The organism is Nitratireductor aestuarii, from assembly GCF_014641695.1.
GTDB lineage: Bacteria > Pseudomonadota > Alphaproteobacteria > Rhizobiales > Rhizobiaceae > Chelativorans > Chelativorans aestuarii.
In genome coordinates this window covers 36,954-54,515 of sequence record NZ_BMIF01000008.1, presented here as the reverse complement: position 1 = coordinate 54,515, position 17,562 = coordinate 36,954, and the positions used below count along the sequence as shown (strand labels likewise).

The following is a 17,562-nucleotide window of genomic DNA, read 5'->3' as shown; positions in this document are numbered from 1 at the left end:
ACCTATACGATTATGTTCGGCAACTCAAGCAGGAACTGATGATCTAATAGATCGCGACGAGCCGGCTTCCGACCGGCACGACCTTGATTTCGGTCTCGTAGATCTGGCTGAGCAGGTCAGGCTGGATGATCTCAGCCGGCGATCCGGAGGCGACGATCTGGCCATTCTTCATGGCGACGATCACGTCGGAGAAGGTCGACGCCATGTTGATGTCGTGCAGCACAACGACCATCGTTTTGTTGAGCCGCCGCGCAGCCTGCTGCACAAGCCGCATGATCTCGACCGCATGCTTGATGTCGAGGTTGTTGAGCGGCTCATCGAGCAGCACATATTCCGTGTCCTGGCAGATCACCATGGCAACGAAGGCCCGCTGGCGCTGACCGCCGGAAAGCTCGTCTAGGAACCGGTCGGCAAGGCCGCTTAGGCCCAGCATCGCGATCGCCTCGTTGACATGGCGCTCGTCCTCAACCGTGTAGCGGCCCTTTGAGTGCGGATAGCGGCCGAAGCTTACGAGGTCCCGCACCGTCAGGCGAACAGCCAGATGGTTGTCCTGCCGAAGAACGGCAAGCCGCTTGGCCAGCTCATCGCTCGGCGTCTTGGTGACGTCCAGCCCACCAACTGTGATTGTACCGGAATCGGCAGAGAGGAAGCGCCCCACCATGCTGAGCAGCGTCGACTTGCCAGCGCCATTCGGCCCGATGATCGAAGTCACACCGCCCTTGGGAAGCGTAATCGATACGCCATCCACCACCACGGAGGAGCCGTAGGTCTTGGTAATCTTTTCGACAGCAATCATCGCGCAGCTCCTCTGACGACCAGAAGGATGAAGACAAGTCCTCCCACGAACTCGATGATGATGGAAAGCGCTGTGTCGAATGCAAACACACGTTCCAGGATCACCTGCCCACCCACCAGGGTTACCACTGCTATCAGTGTTGCAACGGGCAGCACAACAGCGTGGCGCGACGTGGGTAGAATGAGATAGGCCAGATTGGCAACCAGCAGCCCGAAAAATGTCACCGGACCGACGAGCGCTGTGGAAACCGCGATCAGCACCGAGATCAGCGCCAGCGTGAACATGATCGTGCGGTTGTGATCGACGCCAAGCGCGGTCGCATGGTTCCGGCCGAGCGCAACGACGTCGAAGACTGGCAGCATACGCAGGATGATCACGGTCACGATCGCGACGACGACGCCCGCTATGCCCAGCAGCGACGTGTCTACCGCGTTGAAGCTCGCGAACATGCGGTCCTGCAGGATCAGGAATTCGCTGGGGTCAAGGATGCGCTGCAGGAAGCTCGACAGGCTGCGGAAGAGAATGCCGAAGACGATGCCGACCAGCATCAGAAGATGCGGGCTGCGCGCGGCGCCCGCGAGAATCCACCTATAGAGCAGGTTGGAAAAGAGCATCAGCATTCCTGCTTCGATCAGGAACAGCAGGAACGGGTCCATGGCGGAAAGCCGCCCCGCTCCGATGGCGAACACCAGCACCGTCTGCAGCAGCACATAAAGCGCATCGAAGCCCATGATCGACGGCGTGACGATCCGGTTTTCCATGATCGTCTGGAACAGCACGGTCGAAACGGCAATCGAGAACGCGACCAGCACCAGCGCCGCGAGCTTAGCCCCGCGGAACGAGAGAATGAACGACCAGCTGCCCTTCGCGCCAAGCGTCATGAAGGCGACCATGGCGATGACGGTCAGCACCGAGAGCAGGGCAACGATTGCCCGCACGCGTTTCCTGCGAACCTCAGGCAGCACGGGAAGTCCTCCTCAAAAGCAGGTAGAGGAAGAAGAACGCGCCGATGACACCCATCACAGCTCCAATGGGCATCTCGTATGGGCGGATGATGAGGCGGCCGAAGATATCGCAAACGAGCACGAAGCCAGCGCCCAGGATCGCCACCCACGGCAGCGAGCGTCGCATGTTGTCGCCCACCATCATGGCGACCACGTTCGGGATGATGAGACCAAGGAACGGCACCGATCCGACTGTAACGACAACCGAGGCGGTCACAAGCGAGACGATGGTAAGCCCAAGCAGCATCACGCGGCGGTAGTTGAGCCCGAGATTAGTCGTGAAGTGCTGGCCCAGCCCGGCGACCGTGAACCGGTCCGCCGCAATATAGGCCGCTATTCCGAGCGCTCCCGCGATCCACAGCAGCTCGTAGCGGCCCTTGAGAACCACGGAAAAGTCGCCTGTCATCCAGGCGCCGAGCGATTGAAGCAGATCGAGCCGATAGGCGAAGAAGGTCGTGATCGCCCCAATGATGCCCGAAAGCATGATGCCGACCAGCGGCACGAGCAGGACGGAGCGCAGCGGCACGAACTTGAGAATGCGCAGGAAGATCGCCGTGCCCGCCATCGCAAACACCGAAGCCGTGATCATTTTGGCGATCACCGGCGCACCCGGCGCGAGAACGGTGATGGCTAGGATCCCGAGGCTGGCTGACTCCACCGTTCCGATCGTTGACGGCTCGACAAAGCGGTTGCGTGCCAGCATCTGCATGATCATGCCGGCGATCGCCATGCTGGAGCCGGCGAGGATGAGCGCCGCCGTGCGCGGTGCGCGGCTGACAAGAAGCACCTGAAGCGACTTGGCATCGCCGCTCATGAGGCTGCTCAACGATACGTCGGAAACGCCGACGAACAGGCTTGCCACTGCAAGTACCAGCAGAATGAATCCCGCTAGCAAGAGGGCTGGCAACGTTGACTTCACTGATGGCTCACGCTTCAGGGCTCAAAACAAAACACAACCGGCCTGACGAAAGGCCGGCTGTGCACTCGTGGCGTTAATAGAACTTACTTGCTGAAGGCTGCAAGTAGCTCGTCCACATTCGCCTGAACGGCATTGAGCCCGCCGCCGATGATGTACCAGTTGGCAGCGTTCAGGTAGACAACGTGGTTGTTCTTCCAGGCGTTGGTCTGGGTCACCAGCTCGTTGTTCAGCACCTGCTCCGCAGCCTGGCCTTCCTGGCCGATTGCCGCGTCACGGTCGACGACCAGCAGCCAGTCAGGATTGGTCTCGAGGATGAACTCGTTCGAGATCGCCTGGCCGTGCGTGCCAACTTCCAGGCCCTCCGCAGCCGGCGTCATGCCGAAGTCCTCATAGACGATCGTGAAGCGACCGCCCTTGCCGTGGGCGCTCATGCGGCCACCGGTGGTGAGAATGGTCAGAACGCGTCCGGCATCGGCGGCCTTTTCCTTGAGGGCCGCAATGCTCTCGTCAAGCTTTGCGAGCTTGGCTTCAGCTTCCTGATCTTTGCCGAACACCGACGCCAGCGTCTTGACGTTCGTCTTCATGTTGTTGAGGAAATCGTCCGGCGCGCTCGTCATGTCGATCGTTGGAGCGATCTTGGCGAGATCCGCATATTTCGGTGCGGAACGTCCGCCCACGATGATCAGGTCCGGCTCCGCTGCATTGACGGCCTCGAAGTCCGGCTCGAACAACGTACCGACCTTCACATACTCGTCGCCCTCATACTTCTTGAGCGAGCCCGGCTTGTTGCCGCCCGGAACGCCTGCAACCTCGACGCCAAGCGCGTCGAGCGTATCGAGCGATGCCATGTCGAACACCAGCACCTTCTTCGGGGTATCCGGCAGCGTGGTCTCGCCCTGCGCATGCTTGATTGTAATTTCGGCGGCGAACGCTGGGGACATTGCCGTCGCGGCAGCCAGTGCCAGGGATGCGAAAATGGTGGTCAGCTTCATGGGAATGGGTTCCTTCGCTGCTGCTGTTAATCGTCGACGTGGTCGTGACCGCCAATGCGGCCCGGACGCCAATAACCTTCCGAACGGATTTGCTCGCGGGTAAGACCACGCGCGATGAGTGCATGGCGCTGCCGGCGAACATTGCTGGTTTCGCCAATAATATAGGCCTGGCCCCTGCCCTCCGGCAGTTCGAACGCATCCACAGCTTTCGCCATAAACTCGCTCGGGCCTGCGGGCAGATCACCCCGGTGGAGCCATTGAAGGCTGAGATCCGCATTGGTGTTGATCGCCACCTCTCCGCGCTCGTCCTGCACCTCGATGAAGGCATAGGCCTTTGTGCCAGCCGGCGCCTCTTCCAGAATGTGGACGATTGCCGGAATACAGGTCTCGTCACCGGTAAAGAGATGCCAGTCGGCTTCCGCATTGAAGACCGTGTGGCCGCGCGGACCCTTCACCTCGATCTCGTCGCCTGCCTTCGCACCGATTGCCCAACGCGGGCCTGGTGTGTCGCCGTGCTTCAGGAAGTCGACAGCCAGCGTGCGCGCCTCCCGATCAAAGGAGCGGATCGTGTAGTCGCGACGGCCGAACTCGCCATCACCCAGCGGGATCATCATCACGATCGCCTGTCCGGGCTTGTAGTCGAACGCAGTCGCATCGGCGGGCAAGGCAAACGTCACCCGCTGCATATTGCCTCCGGCCTCCACGCTGTCCACGACCGTCAGCCGGTAGGCGGGAAGGTTGGGTCTCCCGCGTCTCGGGGCAGATGCCTCTGCCCCAGGTGTCGCCACAGCGCTTTCCATTCGTGTACTCCGGATGAGCTTAGAAGGTTGAAGTCATGCCGACCCAGAAACGGCGGCCGTCGAGGGAGTTGCTGTATTCATCGGGATCGACCGTCTTGTCAAACAGGTTGTAGACAGCACCCTTCAGCGTGACGTTGTCACTCAGGGCGTAGTTCACCCCGGCATCAACCAGCGTGTAGGCGGGCAGCGTCTTCACCCGTGGCGTCTGGCGGGCGTTGGCGCTGATCTGCTCGCCGTAGTAGTTGACGCTGGCCCAGAGGTCGAGCTGTTCGGTTGCCGTCCAGTCAGCGCGCAGGCTGGCCTGATGCTCCGGCGTACGGGTCAGCGGCTCGCCCTCGAACTCACCCGAGGTCTGCCTGGACTTGGTGTAGGTATAGGTGCCGCGGAACCTCAGGTCAGGCGTCGCCTCCCAACTCGCGGTAAGTTCTACACCCTGGATGACAGCGCCATCGATGTTGAAGTGCCTCCACAGGCACTTCTCGGTTCCGGTGAGGACGGCCGACGAGCAGTTGCCCCCCGGGTCACGGATGGCGCCGGTTTCCGGATCGATGATGAGATGAGTGTTCTCATTGGTGATCTTGTTGGTGAAGTCCGTATAAAAATACGTCGCACCGGCGGTGAAGCCGCCGTAGTTGTCGTAGAGCACGCCGATTTCGTAGCTCGTGCTCTCTTCCGGCTTCAGGTCAGGATTGCCCGGGATCACACCGGCGCCCTGCTGGGTCGGATAGTAGTAGCCCGGCGTAACCGTACGCAGTTCCGGAGCGGTGAAGCCCGTCGAAACGCCGCCCTTGACCGTGATGCCTTCGAACGCATTCCAGACGCCATAAAGACGCGGCGTGACATGCGTTCCATAGCGCTGATGGTGGTTGAGGCGCAGGCCGCCCGTGAGCGCGAAATCGTCGGTGATCTTCCACTCATCCTCGGCGAACAGGGCGAAGCTGTTGACCGACAGGTCCACATAGTCGTCCGTGTGCCCGGTGTCCTTGAGCGCCTCGTTCATGTACTGGCCACCGGTCACCAGCATGTGTTCTCCGAGAAGCGAGAACGGCGTCGTGAACTTGGCATCCAGAACCGTATTGCGGATCTGCGGAATGCGCGTGTTTTCAACCCACTCATCGAGGCCCGGCGTGGACGAGTAGCTGGTGCGCTTTCCAAACTCCTGCGAAAGCGAAATCTCGGATGTCGTCCAGCCCCAGTGGCCGATATGGGTCGCCGACCAATGACCACGGTCGTAGTCGCGATAGCTGTCAGCGGGGCTGCGGCCGGCGGGATCAACCGTCTCGCCCACATGCGAAAGCGAGCGGACACGAGCGAAGCCGCCCTCGAGGTAGATCTCGTGATCGTCGGAGGGCGTGATCGTCAGCTTGGCGTTGACGTCGCCTTCCTTGCGGCCCTGGGTGCCGCCAATGACGCTATCCTCGCCGCGCAGGAAGCCCCTGCCCCAGATCTGGATGCCGACGGTATCGTCGACGACCGGGCCGGAGATGTAGATCGAGGTCTGGCCGCTGTTGCCGTAGCGCGAGTGCTCGTTAAGCGTGCCATCGACGGAGAAGCTGCCGGACCAGACATCGGACACCTTGCGGGTGATGATGTTGATCACGCCACCCATGGCGTCGGAACCATAGAGCGAGGACATCGGACCGCGCACGATCTCGATACGCTCGATAGCCGAGATCGGCGGAATGAAGCTCTGTTCCAGACCGGAGCTGCCATTGGGGCGCGAACTGCGGGTGTTCTGGCGCTTACCATCCACCAGGACCAGCGTGTAATTGCCCGGAAGGCCGCGGATCAGAATGTCGTTCTCGTTTGCGGCACCCGTTACCATCACGCCCTGCGCTTCCTTCAGCGCGTCGGTCAGATCCTTGAACGAGCCCTTCTCGAGCTCTTCGCGGGTGATCACGGTGATGCTGGCCGGGGCATCCTTGACGTTCTGCTCAAAACCGGCTGCGGTAACAACAAGCTGCTGAAGCTGGGTTACACCATTGGTGTCGGCCTGAGCCCAGGCCTGTGAAGTTCCAAGCGCGAGCAGGCTCGTGCCCAGCGCCCAGCCAGTCCGGGCGACCTTACCTACACGTTCATTTTTATAGCTGGCATAAAACATTTATTGCCCCAAACCGAAAACCTGATTAATCCACTCCTATTATTTTTACGGTCCGCGGGGTCAAACGCTATGTTTCAGAACCATTCTAAATTTCGATTTCTGGAATATTATACTCAGCTTTGGCAGCCTAAGGTTTTCGCCCGGTGAGCACGCGGTCGATCGGCACTACCAAGGCAACGGAAGGCGGTGTTTCCACAGGATCGAGCCCCCTCTCCGGCCTGAAACTGCTGATCGCTCTCGACGTTCTGCTGGTTGAAGGCAGCATCGGCCGCGCCGCCGAGCGCCTAGGCATGAGCGCACCGGCAATGAGCCGCCTGCTGGCGCAGATCCGCGAACAGTTCGGCGACCCTATCTTCATCCGCACCGGACGCGGCATGGTTCCGACGCCCTTCGCCGAAAGTCTGCGAGCGCGCCTGCGCGCCCTGGCGGGTGAAGCTGAAGCGATCCTCAATCTGAAACCCTCTGCCAACCATGTAGACAGCGCTGGCTTCTCGCCTCCAGCGTTGGTCTCTCCGCCGCAGCCAGCCGCCGCAGCCACGCAGCCGCTTGCCACGCGAAGTCATGTATTGCCGGAAGGAATGCCGTCGCCTGAAGCGATCAGCCGGCGGCTGGACGAGATGGCGCGATCCAACAACCCATCGAAGCGGCTCGCCAAACACATCGTAACCACCGGTGCGGGCGCGGGTCGGACGCGCCCCCTGACCATGGCGGAGGCCGATGACGCCATGTCGATCATCCTTCAGGGGGAAGCTGATCCGATCCAGATCGGCGCTCTGCTTGTTGCCCTGCAGTACCGCGGCGTAACATCGGCAGAACTGGCGGGGTTTGCCCGCGCCCTGCGCCGCGAGTGCGGCTGCTATCGCATAGCATCTGGCAAGGTGGACCTCGACTGGCCAGCCTATATTTCGCCAAGGCGTGGAAGCCCGCCCTGGTTCCTGCTGTCGGCACGGCTTCTTGCGCGGGCAGGTCACCGCATTCTGCTGCACGGATTGGGCTCCAATCCCCAGATCGATGGAGCCATGAGGATTCTCGGCATCCGCACCGCCGGCGCCATGACGGACGCCATTCATGTGTTGCAGAATGAGGGCATCGCCTACCTGCCCCTGCCCGGCATTTCACAACAGTTGCAGGCGCTGCTTGGGCTCTACCACTTTTTCCAGATGCGCTCGCCATTGAATGCCGTGGTTCACCTCCTGAACCCGCTTGGGGCAACCGCCAGCTTTCTGAGCGCTCCCGGAACCGCACCTGCGGAAATCCTGCGCGAGGCGGCAAAGATGGCCGGTTTCAGGAACCTCACGGTCCTCACCACCTGCCGGGACGTCGCCCAGGCCACACCCTACCGCGCCATGCCGCTGATGCGCCTTGAAAATGGCGAGCTGCAGGAGTTCATCATCCCCTCGCTCAAGAAGACACCAGCCACCAGGGCGACCGGCCTGACCACGCTCGAATACCTCGAAGCCGTCTGGCGCGGCACCGAGCGGGACGAAACCGTCACTACAACCATTCAGTCGTCCACCGCCCTCGCGCTATATACTATGGGTAGATACCCCAATTGGGTAGAATCCTATAACGCGGCCGAATTTCTCTGGAAGGGCCGTCAAAAGTTCTAGGATAATTGGGCCAGGGGCGACCTTGCGCCTCATTTGAATGAGTGATAGAAGACGTTTCGCTCGGGTGATTGCAGACCCGGAGACTGGAAGCGTTCCTGGACGACCCTTTCCCCGTATTTCAACATCTGGCGTTGGCGAACCTGCGCGCGTTGCGCAGACGCTTTTTGCAAACGGGGAGTATCCCATGGCCACGACCGGCACCGTAAAATTCTTCAACACCACCAAGGGCTTCGGCTTCATTACGCCTGACGACGGCCAGAAGGATGTGTTCGTTCACATCTCCGCTGTCGAAAATGCCGGACTGCGCACGCTCTCCGACGGCCAGAAGGTTTCCTTCGACGTAGAGCCCGACCGCATGGGCAAGGGCCCGAAGGCTGTAAATCTTACCGCTCTCTAAGAGCCGGTAGCACAGTACAGTTTCGAAGCGCGGCATTCATTTTGCCGCGCTTTTTCTTTGTCAGACAACAATTTGCCGCCTAATGCGTACCTTGTACAAAAGTTTCGCTTGCTCATAACCCTAAAATAGATGAGTATTTCCATGTTCGGGCATTTGCCGGCCCGGAGACTGGAATAGCATACCCCGGCATACGACACTAGAAAGGCTCCCGGGAAGTCGCGATGCAGAAATCCGATAGGATCAAGCGCGAGATGACTGTTTCTTCTCCTCCAGTAAACGACCGAGGTAACGTGAATTGTCCCTGATAGGCGGTTCGCAGAAGTTGGATCGGGAGCAAAGGATTCCTTCCTATGTCGCAGAGCGGTACTGTTAAGTTTTTCAACCATGCCAAGGGTTTTGGCTTTATCACCCCGGATGATGGGCAGAAGGATGTGTTCGTTCACATCTCCGCAGTCCAGGCATCGGGTCTTTCGGGCCTCGAAGATGGCCAGAAAGTTTCTTTCGACACCGAGCCGGACAAGCGCGGTAAGGGCCCCAAGGCTGTTAACCTCTCTCTCGCTTAAGAGATCTTTTCAGCCGTCGGCTTCGACGGCGATTTTCTGGCGCCGGCTTTTGCCGGCGTTTTTTATTAGCGCAGCTGTAGCAACTCCACCAAGGCTGACCCTGTTTCCCTGGAGATGCTAGCAAGCACAATGACTTACATGCATCAGCATTTCGCATGCTGAAATGATCCAAAACATCATCAGCAGTTATTTATAGTATTAATATGAATTGAAGCAGCTGCTTTTCAGTATCCATACCATTCAGTTACCGTTCATCTTACCTGTCCTAGGGTGCAATCATACGAACCATGTCGCTCCTTGCGATGGAGATTATGATGAAATGGATGATCAAGTACGCCGTCACGGGCATGGCCCTTGCAGCAACCGTCATGACGGTTGTTCCGGCAGAAGCGCGTGACCATTGGCGTCGCCACAACCATGACGATGCCGTAGCAGCAGGCATTGCCGGGTTGGCGATCGGAGCCATCGTCGGCGGACTGGCTTCGCAGCCGAGCCGGACCTATATCGATCCGCCCTATCGGCCCACCTATCGCCCGGTCTATCCGTCCTACCAGCCGTATCCGGTGTATCAGGCTCCGCGCTACCGCTATGCGCGTCCGGCCTATAGTTACGGCGGCGGCATCGAGCCCTGGACCCCGGGCTGGTACCGGGCCTGCAGCCAGCGCTACCGCAGCTTCGATCCGTCTTCAGGCACCTTCATGGGGTACGACGGACGCCGGCACTTCTGCACCTTTAACTAGGTTCAGAGGGTTCTAGTACGAACAAAGCCTCTGAGTTTCACGGCTCAGAGGCTTTCTTTTAGCCGCGCTAAATCAGGAACGGGTTCGTCTGGCGCTCGACGCCAAGCTGGCTGGCCGGTCCATGTCCGCAGATGAAGGTGATGTCGTCGCCCAGCGGCAGCAGCTTCTCCTTGATCGAACGGATCAGCGTCTCATGATCGCCGCCCGGCAGGTCGGTTCGACCGATCGAGCCGCGGAACACCACATCCCCCACATGGGCGAACTTTGCCGCAGCATTGTAGAACACCACGTGCCCTGGCGAATGGCCCGGGCAATGAAAAACTTCGAATGTATGGCTGCCGAAGGAAACCTTCTCGCCCTCGGTGAGAAAACGATCCGGGGTGCAGTTCTTCATGCCGGAATTGGCGAGCCCGATCTCAGCCGAACGGCCTTCGACACTCTGCATGTGCGGCAGGTCCGCCTCATGCGGTCCGATGATCTCGACACCGCCGAGGGCTTCCTTGAGCTCCATCGCGCCGCCCACATGGTCGAGATGGCCATGCGTGATCCAGATCGCCTCAGCCGTAACGCCGATCTGCTTGAGAGCCGACAGGATCTGCGGGACATCGCCACCCGGGTCCACAACAACACCGTGCATGTCCTTGTCATCGAACAGGATGGTGCAGTTCTGCTGGAACGGTGTCACCTGAACGATGGCTGCCTTGAGCGCTCCCATAAGACTCTCCCTGAAATATGCCTCCCGCGTCTTAGAGCATTCGGGAGTTGAGGGAAATCCTCAGCGTTGACGATTGTACTTGCCCGAGTGTCGGCAGAGGCCGAGCAAGTGCAAACGGGCGGCCCGTGCCGCCCGTCTTCAGAAATTATCCAGCCCCTTCAGAGCGTATGACTTGCCGCGTTACTCGGCTGCGGCACGCAGGCCCGGGCGTACTTCGTTGCTGTAGTCCTCCATCAGGACCTTGGTGATCTCGGCCGGCTTGAAGCTGTACGGTCCGATTTCCGCAACCGGCGTCACTTCCGCAGCGGTGCCGCAGATGAAGCACTGCTCGAACCCTTCAAGCTCTTCCGGCATGATCACCCGCTCGACCACCTCGATGCCGCGGCGCTTCGCCAGGTCGATGATCGTCTGGCGCGTGATGCCGTTCAGGAAGCAATCCGGCGTCGGCGTATGCAGCTTGCCGTCCTTCACGAAGAAGATGTTGGCGCCGGTGGCCTCGGCAACCTGGCCGCGCCAGTCGAGCATCATGGCGTCGGCATAGCCCTTGGCTTCGGCCGCATGCTTCGAGAGCGTGCAGATCATGTAGAGACCTGCGGCCTTCGACTTCGACGGAGCCGTGCGCGGATCCGGGCGGCGGTACTCGGCGATGTCCAGGCGGATACCCTTGAGCTTCTGCTCCGGATCGAAGTAGCTCGGCCACTCCCAGATGGCGATGGCGAGATTGATGCGGTTGTTCTGGGCCGAAACACCCATGGATTCGCTGCCGCGCCAGGCGATCGGGCGGACGTAGGCGTCCTTCATGCCCTGCTTCGCCAGAAGCTGGCGGCAGGCTTCGTCAATCTCTTCGACCGAATAGGGGATCTTGAATCCAAGAATGCGGGCGGACTCATGCAGGCGCTCGGTATGCTCGGTGAGCTTGAAGATCTCGCCGTCATAGGCGCGCTCGCCTTCGAACACGGCGCTGGCATAGTGCAGACCGTGTGTCAGCACGTGAACCTTGGCATCTGCCCATTGGACAAATTCACCGTTGAACCAGATGTAGCCATCCTGCTGATCGAACGAGACCGCCATGATGTTTCTCCCTAAAAGCGCCTTGTCGGCACGTGACGGCCGCTCGGCTGCGCGAATTGTTCTGGATTGTCTTCTGCCGAGGCAAACAGTTTATGGATAGTGCCCGATCACGGGGGAATCTAAGCATTAAATTGCCAGCCGAGGCCGAAAAGCTTGGCAAAAATTATCAGTATGGGGTATTTATGTCAACAAGGCTGACATAATTCAGAGGACGCGAGACGAGCATGACGGGTTCAACTTTGCCGGTGGTGGAGCGACCGGCAAGCAGCAACAACACCGAGCCGATTCATTTCGACCTGATAGAACTGCTCTTCTTCGCCTACCGGGACTTCACGTCTGACCCGGACGAACTGCTGCTGCATTACGGCTTCGGTCGCGCCCACCACCGCATTCTTCACTTCGTCACCCACCGCCCCGGCATGACCGTGGCCGAGCTCCTGGATGTGCTGCGCATCACCAAGCAGAGTCTCGCCCGCGTTCTCAAGCAGTTGATCGACACCGGGTACATAGTTCAGGTTCCCGGCCCCCGTGACAGACGGCAGCGCGAGTTGTATGTAACGAAGGAGGGGAAGGAGCTGGCACTTGCACTTGCATTGCCACAGTCCCGCCGTATCGATGCGGCACTTCGGGAGGCTGGTATCCAGGACCGCGCGGCGCTAGAACGGTTCTTCCGCGCCATGGTCAACCCCGAACGGCGTCGCCAACTGGACCGCACGACACCGAGCGAGTAGCGGAGGGAGAGCGGAATGATCGATGACGAATTGCTGGACAGCGCCGAAGCGCCTTTGGACGATGCTGCGCACCTTCTCGTGGTGGATGATGACACGCGCATTCGCATGCTGCTGCATCGCTTCCTGCGCGAGAATGGCTTCCGCGTTACCGTCGCAGGCGATGCCGCCGATGCGAGGCGCAAGCTTGAGGGCCTGGAATTCGATCTGATCATCCTCGACGTGATGATGCCGGGAGAAGACGGCGTTTCCCTCACGCGGTCGCTCCGCAAGGAGCGTGACGTCCCGATCCTGATGCTGACGGCCCTGTCGGAAACCGACAGCCGCGTTTTGGGCCTTGAAGCCGGCGCTGACGATTACCTGCCCAAGCCCTTTGACCCACGCGAGCTTGTCCTGCGCGTGAACAACATCCTGCGCCGCGGCGGCCAGCAGGCCGTTCCCGCCGTCGAGCAGGTCGTCTTCGGCCCGTACACCTTCCAGATCAGCCGGCGCGAGCTGAAGCGCGGTGGCCAGCAGCTCCGTCTGACGGAGCGCGAACGCGAGATCCTCTCGATCTTCGCGGAACGGGCGGGCGAAACCATTCCCCGCCTGGACCTCGTCGGCTCAGACTCGGAGGTTGGCGAACGCACGATCGACGTGCAGATCAACCGGCTCCGCCGCAAGATCGAGCGCGATCCCTCCAATCCGGTCTGGCTGCAGACGGTACGCGGTATCGGCTACAAGCTCTGCGTCGAGTAGACCCACACGCTGTAGTGCATTGAGCGGGAACAAGGTTTCACAGCGGATCAAACGCGGCTAAATTAGGCGCAGGCCGAAGTCTGCGAAAGCAACCGCAATTGTGTGTCCGGCTCGTGGGTAAGGAAGTATGACGAGACGGGACGTGTCAGTCACACCACAGAACGGCCTGATCTACGCTCCGGTCAAGGCGGCCGCGCGTGCGCGCTCCTATTGGCGCCTTTTCTGGCATGTCGTTTCGCATTACATGCCGAAGCGGCTTTACGCCCGCTCCCTGATCATCGTCATTGCGCCGATGATCCTCCTGCAGTCGGTGGTCGCCTTCGTCTTCATGGAGCGTCACTGGCAGACCGTGACCCAGCGCCTTTCCCAGGCCGTGACGCGTGATATCGCTTCCGTCATCGACGTCATCGAGACCTTTCCGAATGACGATGACTACGCCAATGTCATTCGTATCGCGCAGGAAAGCCTGGCGTTGCGCATTAGCGTGGAGCCGCTGGAGCCGCTTCCGCCACCCGGGCCGAAGCCGTTCTTCTCGATCCTCGACCGCACGCTTTCGGAAGAGATTACCCGCCAGATCGGCCGTCCCTTCTGGCTGGACACCGTGGGCGATTCCGACATGGTGGAGATCCGCATCCAGCTTGAGGACAAGGTGCTGCGGGTCTTTGCCAAACGCAGCCAGGCCTACGCGTCCAACACGCATATCTTCCTGCTCTGGATGGTCGGAACGTCTCTCGTCCTGATCGTGATTGCCGTCGCATTCCTGCGCAACCAGATCCGCCCGATCCTTCGACTGGCGGAAGCTGCCGAAAGCTTCGGCAAGGGCCGCCCGACAAGCGATTTCCAGCCACGTGGTGCTGAGGAAGTCCGGCGCGCCGGTGCCGCCTTCATCCAGATGCGCGAACGCATCGAACGCCAGATGGAGCAGCGGACCGCTATGCTCACTGGCGTGAGCCACGACCTGCGCACGATCCTGACGCGCTTCAAGCTGCAGCTGGCGCTCGCCCGCACCAAGTCCGACATGAAGGCGCTGGACCAGGACGTCGAGGAAATGCGCTCAATGCTCGAAGACTACCTGGCCTTCGCGAGGGGAGAAGGCACCGAGGAGCCCGGCCTGTTCGACCTCGACGCTTTCTTCGAAAAGCTGAAGGACGAGGCGCGGCTGCGCAAGCGCGGGCTGGAGATCAAGGGCACCGGCTCCATGCAGATCTTCGTTCGCCCGAACGCCTTCTCACGCCTCATGTCGAACATCGTCGGCAACGCCTTCCGCTACGCCCAGAACGTGAAGATCGAGGCCCGCCACCCGCGCGGCATGCTCTACATCGTTGTTGATGATGACGGACCGGGCGTGCCGGTGGAAAAGCGCGAGGAGATTTTCAAGCCTTTCGTGCGGCTCGATGCGGCCCGCAACCAGGACAAGAGCGGCACAGGCCTTGGTCTCTCGATTGCGCGCGACATTGCCCGCAGCCACGGCGGCGAAATCACCTTGAACAACAGCCCTGCAGGTGGCCTGCGCGTCATCATCCAGCTGCCGGTGTGAGCCTCGCTGCTGTCGGACCGGTCAGTTCTATTGTATTTTCCGCTGAGAATGCGGCACTGACGAACGTTTAACGGGTATTGGCTAAAAGAGCGGAGGGCTTCAGGGCCCATCTGCCACGCTTCAACCGGGGGCCCGCTTCAAGTGTTCTACGACCTTGGTATCATCCCAACCCTGATCCTGATCGTCCTCTTCCTGTTCATCGGATCGGCTCTCGGATTTGTAGCAACGTTCAGATCACGCCGGCTCGAAGCCCGCGTTGAACAGCTCGAAGGCGCGCTTATGCAGCTGCGCGCAGCCGCAGGCACAGCCATGCCGCCAGCGGCCGAAGAGCAACGTCCAGAACCCGAGCAGGTCCAGCAGCCCGAGCCGGTCGCAGAAGACGTTCCCAAAGCGGTTCCGGAAGAAGAACCCGCACCCGAACCGACCGTCATCGCCACCCCGAGGCCTTCTCTGGAAGAACGTTTGGGTGCTCGATGGACCGTATGGGTCGGCGGGCTTGCCTTAGTGCTGGGCGGCATTTTCCTCGTGCGCTATTCCATGGAAGCCGGGCTTCTGACGCCATCCGCGCGCGTCTTGGCCGGTGCGCTGCTCGCGCTCGCATTGGTGGGCGCTGGCGAGTATCTGCGCCGTCGCCCGCAAAGCGAAGAAACCAACGGCCGCCCCTATATCCCGGGTGTGCTGACGCTTGCGGGAACCACGACCGCCTTTGCCAGCATCTACGCCGCCCACGCCCTCTACGGGCTGATAGGTCCGTCTATCGCCTTCATCCTGTTGGCGCTGACCGCGCTGCTGACGCTCGCGGCCTCGGTTGTTCACGGTCGCACCGTCGCCTCCTACGGCTTGCTCGCGAGCTATATCGTCCCCTTCCTTGTCTCCTCACGTGAACCCGCCGTCTGGCCCCTCGTCTTCTACGGGCTCGCCGTCAGTGCCTCCGCCTATGGCGTGGCCCGCCTGCGCCTCTGGCGCTGGCTCGCGATTGCCGCCGCCATCGGCTCGGTGTTCTGGGGCCACGTGGTTGCCTATGCTGCGGACGGCGCGTGGGATGCGGGCGCGCTCGCCTTCTACGATCTCGCAGCCTTCGCCATGGCAGCCTTCGTCTTCGTGGTGAGCCTCTACCCGCGCGACGCCGAGACCGTAGCAGAAAAGCAGGATTGGCTGGCTGCAGGCATCCTCTTCCTGCAGGGTATCCTCATTCTCTACCTGCTGCAGGAAAGCCAGTTTAACGGCGCGGCATTGGCTGTCCTGCTTGTGGTCGCCGCAGCCATGATGATGATCGCCTCCGAATGGCCGGTTGCGGCTGCGACCGCAATCAGCTCGTTCCTGCTCATGGGCCTTGCCTATCTCTCGTGGGAAGTGCCCCTCTCGCCGCGCGACCTGACGATGGATATTTCGGCCACCGAGCGCATGACAGCCGCCTTTGCCAATCCATCCGCCGCCCTCTTCCCCAACACCGGCATGATGCTGGCAGCGCTCGGCGGTGGCCTCGGCTTCTGGGGCGCATGGCGCTCAGCCGGACGCTGGGCGCTCGCCGCAGCAGGTGTCGCCACGCCGCTTGCCATGCTTGCGATCGCCTATTTCCGCCTTGCCCCCTTTGAGACGAGCATCGTCTTCGGCGGCATGTCGCTGGTGCTCGCCATCCTGTTCCTGGCCGCTCTGAGCTTCCTCGACAAGCGGCTCGACGGGGAAGCACCGCACCGCGAAGCAGTCCTTGCAGCCTATGCCATCGGCACGGTGGGCGCCATTGCGGGCGCCATGACGATCCTGCTCGGAGACGGCTGGCTCCCCGTTGGTTTGAGCCTTCTCACTGCCGGCATCATCCGGATCTGCGGAAAGTGGAAGCTGCGGGCGCTGCCACCGGTCGCGCTCGCTGTCGCAGCCCTCACCGGCTACGTCATCTGGCACAACCCAACGATCGTGCAGCCGCAGCTCCTCGGCAGCCATCCTATCTTCAATGCGCTGCTCTACGGCTACGGCGTGCCCGCCCTCTCCTTCGCCTGGTGCGCCTGGACGCTTGCGCGCCGCGATCATGAGCGCGGACGCGTGCAGCAGACGTTCGAAGCAATAGCCGTCTTCGCGGGAATGCTCACCTTCTCCGTGCTCATCCACCACGCGATGAATGGCGGCAACCTCTACGGAAATCCGGACACGCTCGCCGAGTGGAGCCTGCAGACGCTGGTTTTCCTGTCCGGGTCGCTCGCAATCCGGCAGATCAACCTGCGTGCCGAAAGCCGGGTGCTGGAAGCCGCCGTCAACATCCTCGGCTTCCTCGGCCTGGTCACCGTCGGCTTCATCCACCTCTTCGCGCTGAACCCGCTCTTCACCGGTGAACGCATCGGCCAGAACGTGTTCTTCAACGTCCTGTTGCTCGCCTATCTGATCCCGGCGATCATCCTGGGTGTCACTGCAATTCGAACAAGGGGTGGGCCACGTTCGCTTTATAGCCGTGTGGCGGGTTGGCTCTCGGTCGCACTCACCTTCGCCTGGCTGTCGTTGCAGGTCCGCGCGGTCTTCCACCGCCCCTATCTCGACCAGGGCATCACCGACTACCCCGAGTTCTACACCTATTCTGTGGTGTGGCTCGTCTTCGGCATCGCGCTGCTGCTTATCGGCCTTTACCTCAACTCACGCTCGCTGCGGCTTGCTTCCAGCGCCTTTGTCCTGGCGGCAGTTGCCAAGGTCTTCCTGCTGGACATGGCTGGCCTGGACGGTATCTGGCGGGCACTGTCGTTCCTCGGCCTCGGCGGGGCGCTCATCGGCATCGGGTTGCTCTACCAGAAGCTGCTGCGCCCAAGTGCGCGGCCCGATCAAGGACAGGAAGGTATTCCCTCCTGATGGCAAAATAGCCTAAACC

Annotated in this window: 16 protein-coding genes; 8 read left to right on the top strand and 8 right to left on the bottom strand. The window is 60.9% G+C overall.

The window, feature by feature from the left end:
• Window positions 1-43: 43 nt before the first annotated feature.
• The 6 genes from IEX27_RS13495 to IEX27_RS13470 form a co-directional block, all read right to left on the bottom strand.
• Entirely contained in the window at window positions 44-796 is a 753-nt protein-coding gene (locus IEX27_RS13495; protein ID WP_188721598.1) for an iron ABC transporter ATP-binding protein, read from the bottom strand.
• Window positions 793-1,689: an iron chelate uptake ABC transporter family permease subunit gene (locus IEX27_RS13490; RefSeq protein WP_188721746.1), complete on the bottom strand. Its 897-nt coding sequence runs from the start codon at window positions 1,687-1,689 to the stop codon at window positions 793-795. The genes IEX27_RS13495 and IEX27_RS13490 overlap by 4 nt, the downstream gene beginning before the upstream one ends.
• 61 nt (window positions 1,690-1,750) lie before the next feature.
• Window positions 1,751-2,707, bottom strand: a complete 957-nt coding sequence (locus tag IEX27_RS13485; RefSeq protein ID WP_373869885.1) for an ABC transporter permease — start codon at window positions 2,705-2,707, stop codon at window positions 1,751-1,753.
• A 95-nt stretch (window positions 2,708-2,802) separates the two neighbouring features.
• Window positions 2,803-3,711, bottom strand: a complete 909-nt coding sequence (locus tag IEX27_RS13480; RefSeq protein WP_188721596.1) for a siderophore ABC transporter substrate-binding protein — start codon at window positions 3,709-3,711, stop codon at window positions 2,803-2,805.
• A 26-nt stretch (window positions 3,712-3,737) separates the two neighbouring features.
• On the bottom strand, window positions 3,738-4,511 hold the full coding sequence (locus IEX27_RS13475; protein ID WP_188721595.1) for a siderophore-interacting protein: 774 nt from the start codon (window positions 4,509-4,511) through the stop codon (window positions 3,738-3,740).
• A 19-nt stretch (window positions 4,512-4,530) separates the two neighbouring features.
• Window positions 4,531-6,612, bottom strand: a complete 2,082-nt coding sequence (locus tag IEX27_RS13470) for a TonB-dependent receptor domain-containing protein (RefSeq protein ID WP_188721594.1) — start codon at window positions 6,610-6,612, stop codon at window positions 4,531-4,533.
• 143 nt (window positions 6,613-6,755) lie between these two features.
• Between IEX27_RS13470 and IEX27_RS13465 the strand changes: the two genes are divergently transcribed.
• The 4 genes from IEX27_RS13465 (at window position 6,756) to IEX27_RS13450 (ending at window position 9,922) form a co-directional block, all read left to right on the top strand.
• A complete protein-coding gene (locus IEX27_RS13465; protein WP_188721593.1) occupies window positions 6,756-8,222 on the top strand; it encodes a glycosyl transferase family protein in 1,467 nt (488 codons plus the stop codon).
• Window positions 8,223-8,406: 184 nt separating this feature from the next.
• On the top strand, window positions 8,407-8,619 hold the full coding sequence (locus IEX27_RS13460) for a cold-shock protein (protein WP_188721592.1): 213 nt from the start codon (window positions 8,407-8,409) through the stop codon (window positions 8,617-8,619).
• Between the two features lie 350 nt (window positions 8,620-8,969).
• Window positions 8,970-9,182 (top strand): cold-shock protein, encoded by a 213-nt coding sequence (locus IEX27_RS13455; RefSeq protein ID WP_188721591.1) that lies wholly within the window; start codon window positions 8,970-8,972, stop codon window positions 9,180-9,182.
• A gap of 314 nt (window positions 9,183-9,496) precedes the next feature.
• The gene (locus IEX27_RS13450) at window positions 9,497-9,922 is read left to right on the top strand and encodes a BA14K family protein (RefSeq protein WP_188721590.1); all 426 of its coding nucleotides are present in this window, start codon (window positions 9,497-9,499) and stop codon (window positions 9,920-9,922) included.
• A 67-nt stretch (window positions 9,923-9,989) separates the two neighbouring features.
• Here the strand turns inward: IEX27_RS13450 and IEX27_RS13445 are convergent, their stop codons facing one another.
• Together IEX27_RS13445 and IEX27_RS13440 are read right to left on the bottom strand one after the other, a co-directional pair.
• Complete coding sequence (locus IEX27_RS13445) at window positions 9,990-10,637, bottom strand: MBL fold metallo-hydrolase (RefSeq protein WP_188721589.1); 648 nt, start codon at window positions 10,635-10,637, stop codon at window positions 9,990-9,992.
• Between the two features lie 180 nt (window positions 10,638-10,817).
• Window positions 10,818-11,711 carry a branched-chain amino acid aminotransferase gene (locus IEX27_RS13440; RefSeq protein ID WP_188721745.1) on the bottom strand — a complete coding sequence of 298 codons (894 nt, stop codon included), beginning with the start codon at window positions 11,709-11,711 and terminating at the stop codon, window positions 10,818-10,820.
• A 221-nt stretch (window positions 11,712-11,932) separates the two neighbouring features.
• On the opposite strand from IEX27_RS13440, the gene IEX27_RS13435 reads away from it, so the two are divergent.
• The 4 genes from IEX27_RS13435 (at window position 11,933) to IEX27_RS13420 (ending at window position 17,543) form a co-directional block, all read left to right on the top strand.
• Window positions 11,933-12,439, top strand: coding sequence for a MarR family winged helix-turn-helix transcriptional regulator (locus tag IEX27_RS13435; RefSeq protein WP_188721588.1), 507 nt, complete (start codon window positions 11,933-11,935; stop codon window positions 12,437-12,439).
• A gap of 15 nt (window positions 12,440-12,454) precedes the next feature.
• Entirely contained in the window at window positions 12,455-13,174 is a 720-nt protein-coding gene (locus tag IEX27_RS13430) for a response regulator (RefSeq protein ID WP_188721587.1), read from the top strand.
• Between the two features lie 244 nt (window positions 13,175-13,418).
• On the top strand, window positions 13,419-14,711 hold the full coding sequence (locus IEX27_RS13425) for an ATP-binding protein (protein ID WP_244630377.1): 1,293 nt from the start codon (window positions 13,419-13,421) through the stop codon (window positions 14,709-14,711).
• A 141-nt stretch (window positions 14,712-14,852) separates the two neighbouring features.
• Window positions 14,853-17,543, top strand: coding sequence for a DUF2339 domain-containing protein (locus IEX27_RS13420; RefSeq protein ID WP_188721585.1), 2,691 nt, complete (start codon window positions 14,853-14,855; stop codon window positions 17,541-17,543).
• Window positions 17,544-17,562: the final 19 nt, after the last annotated feature.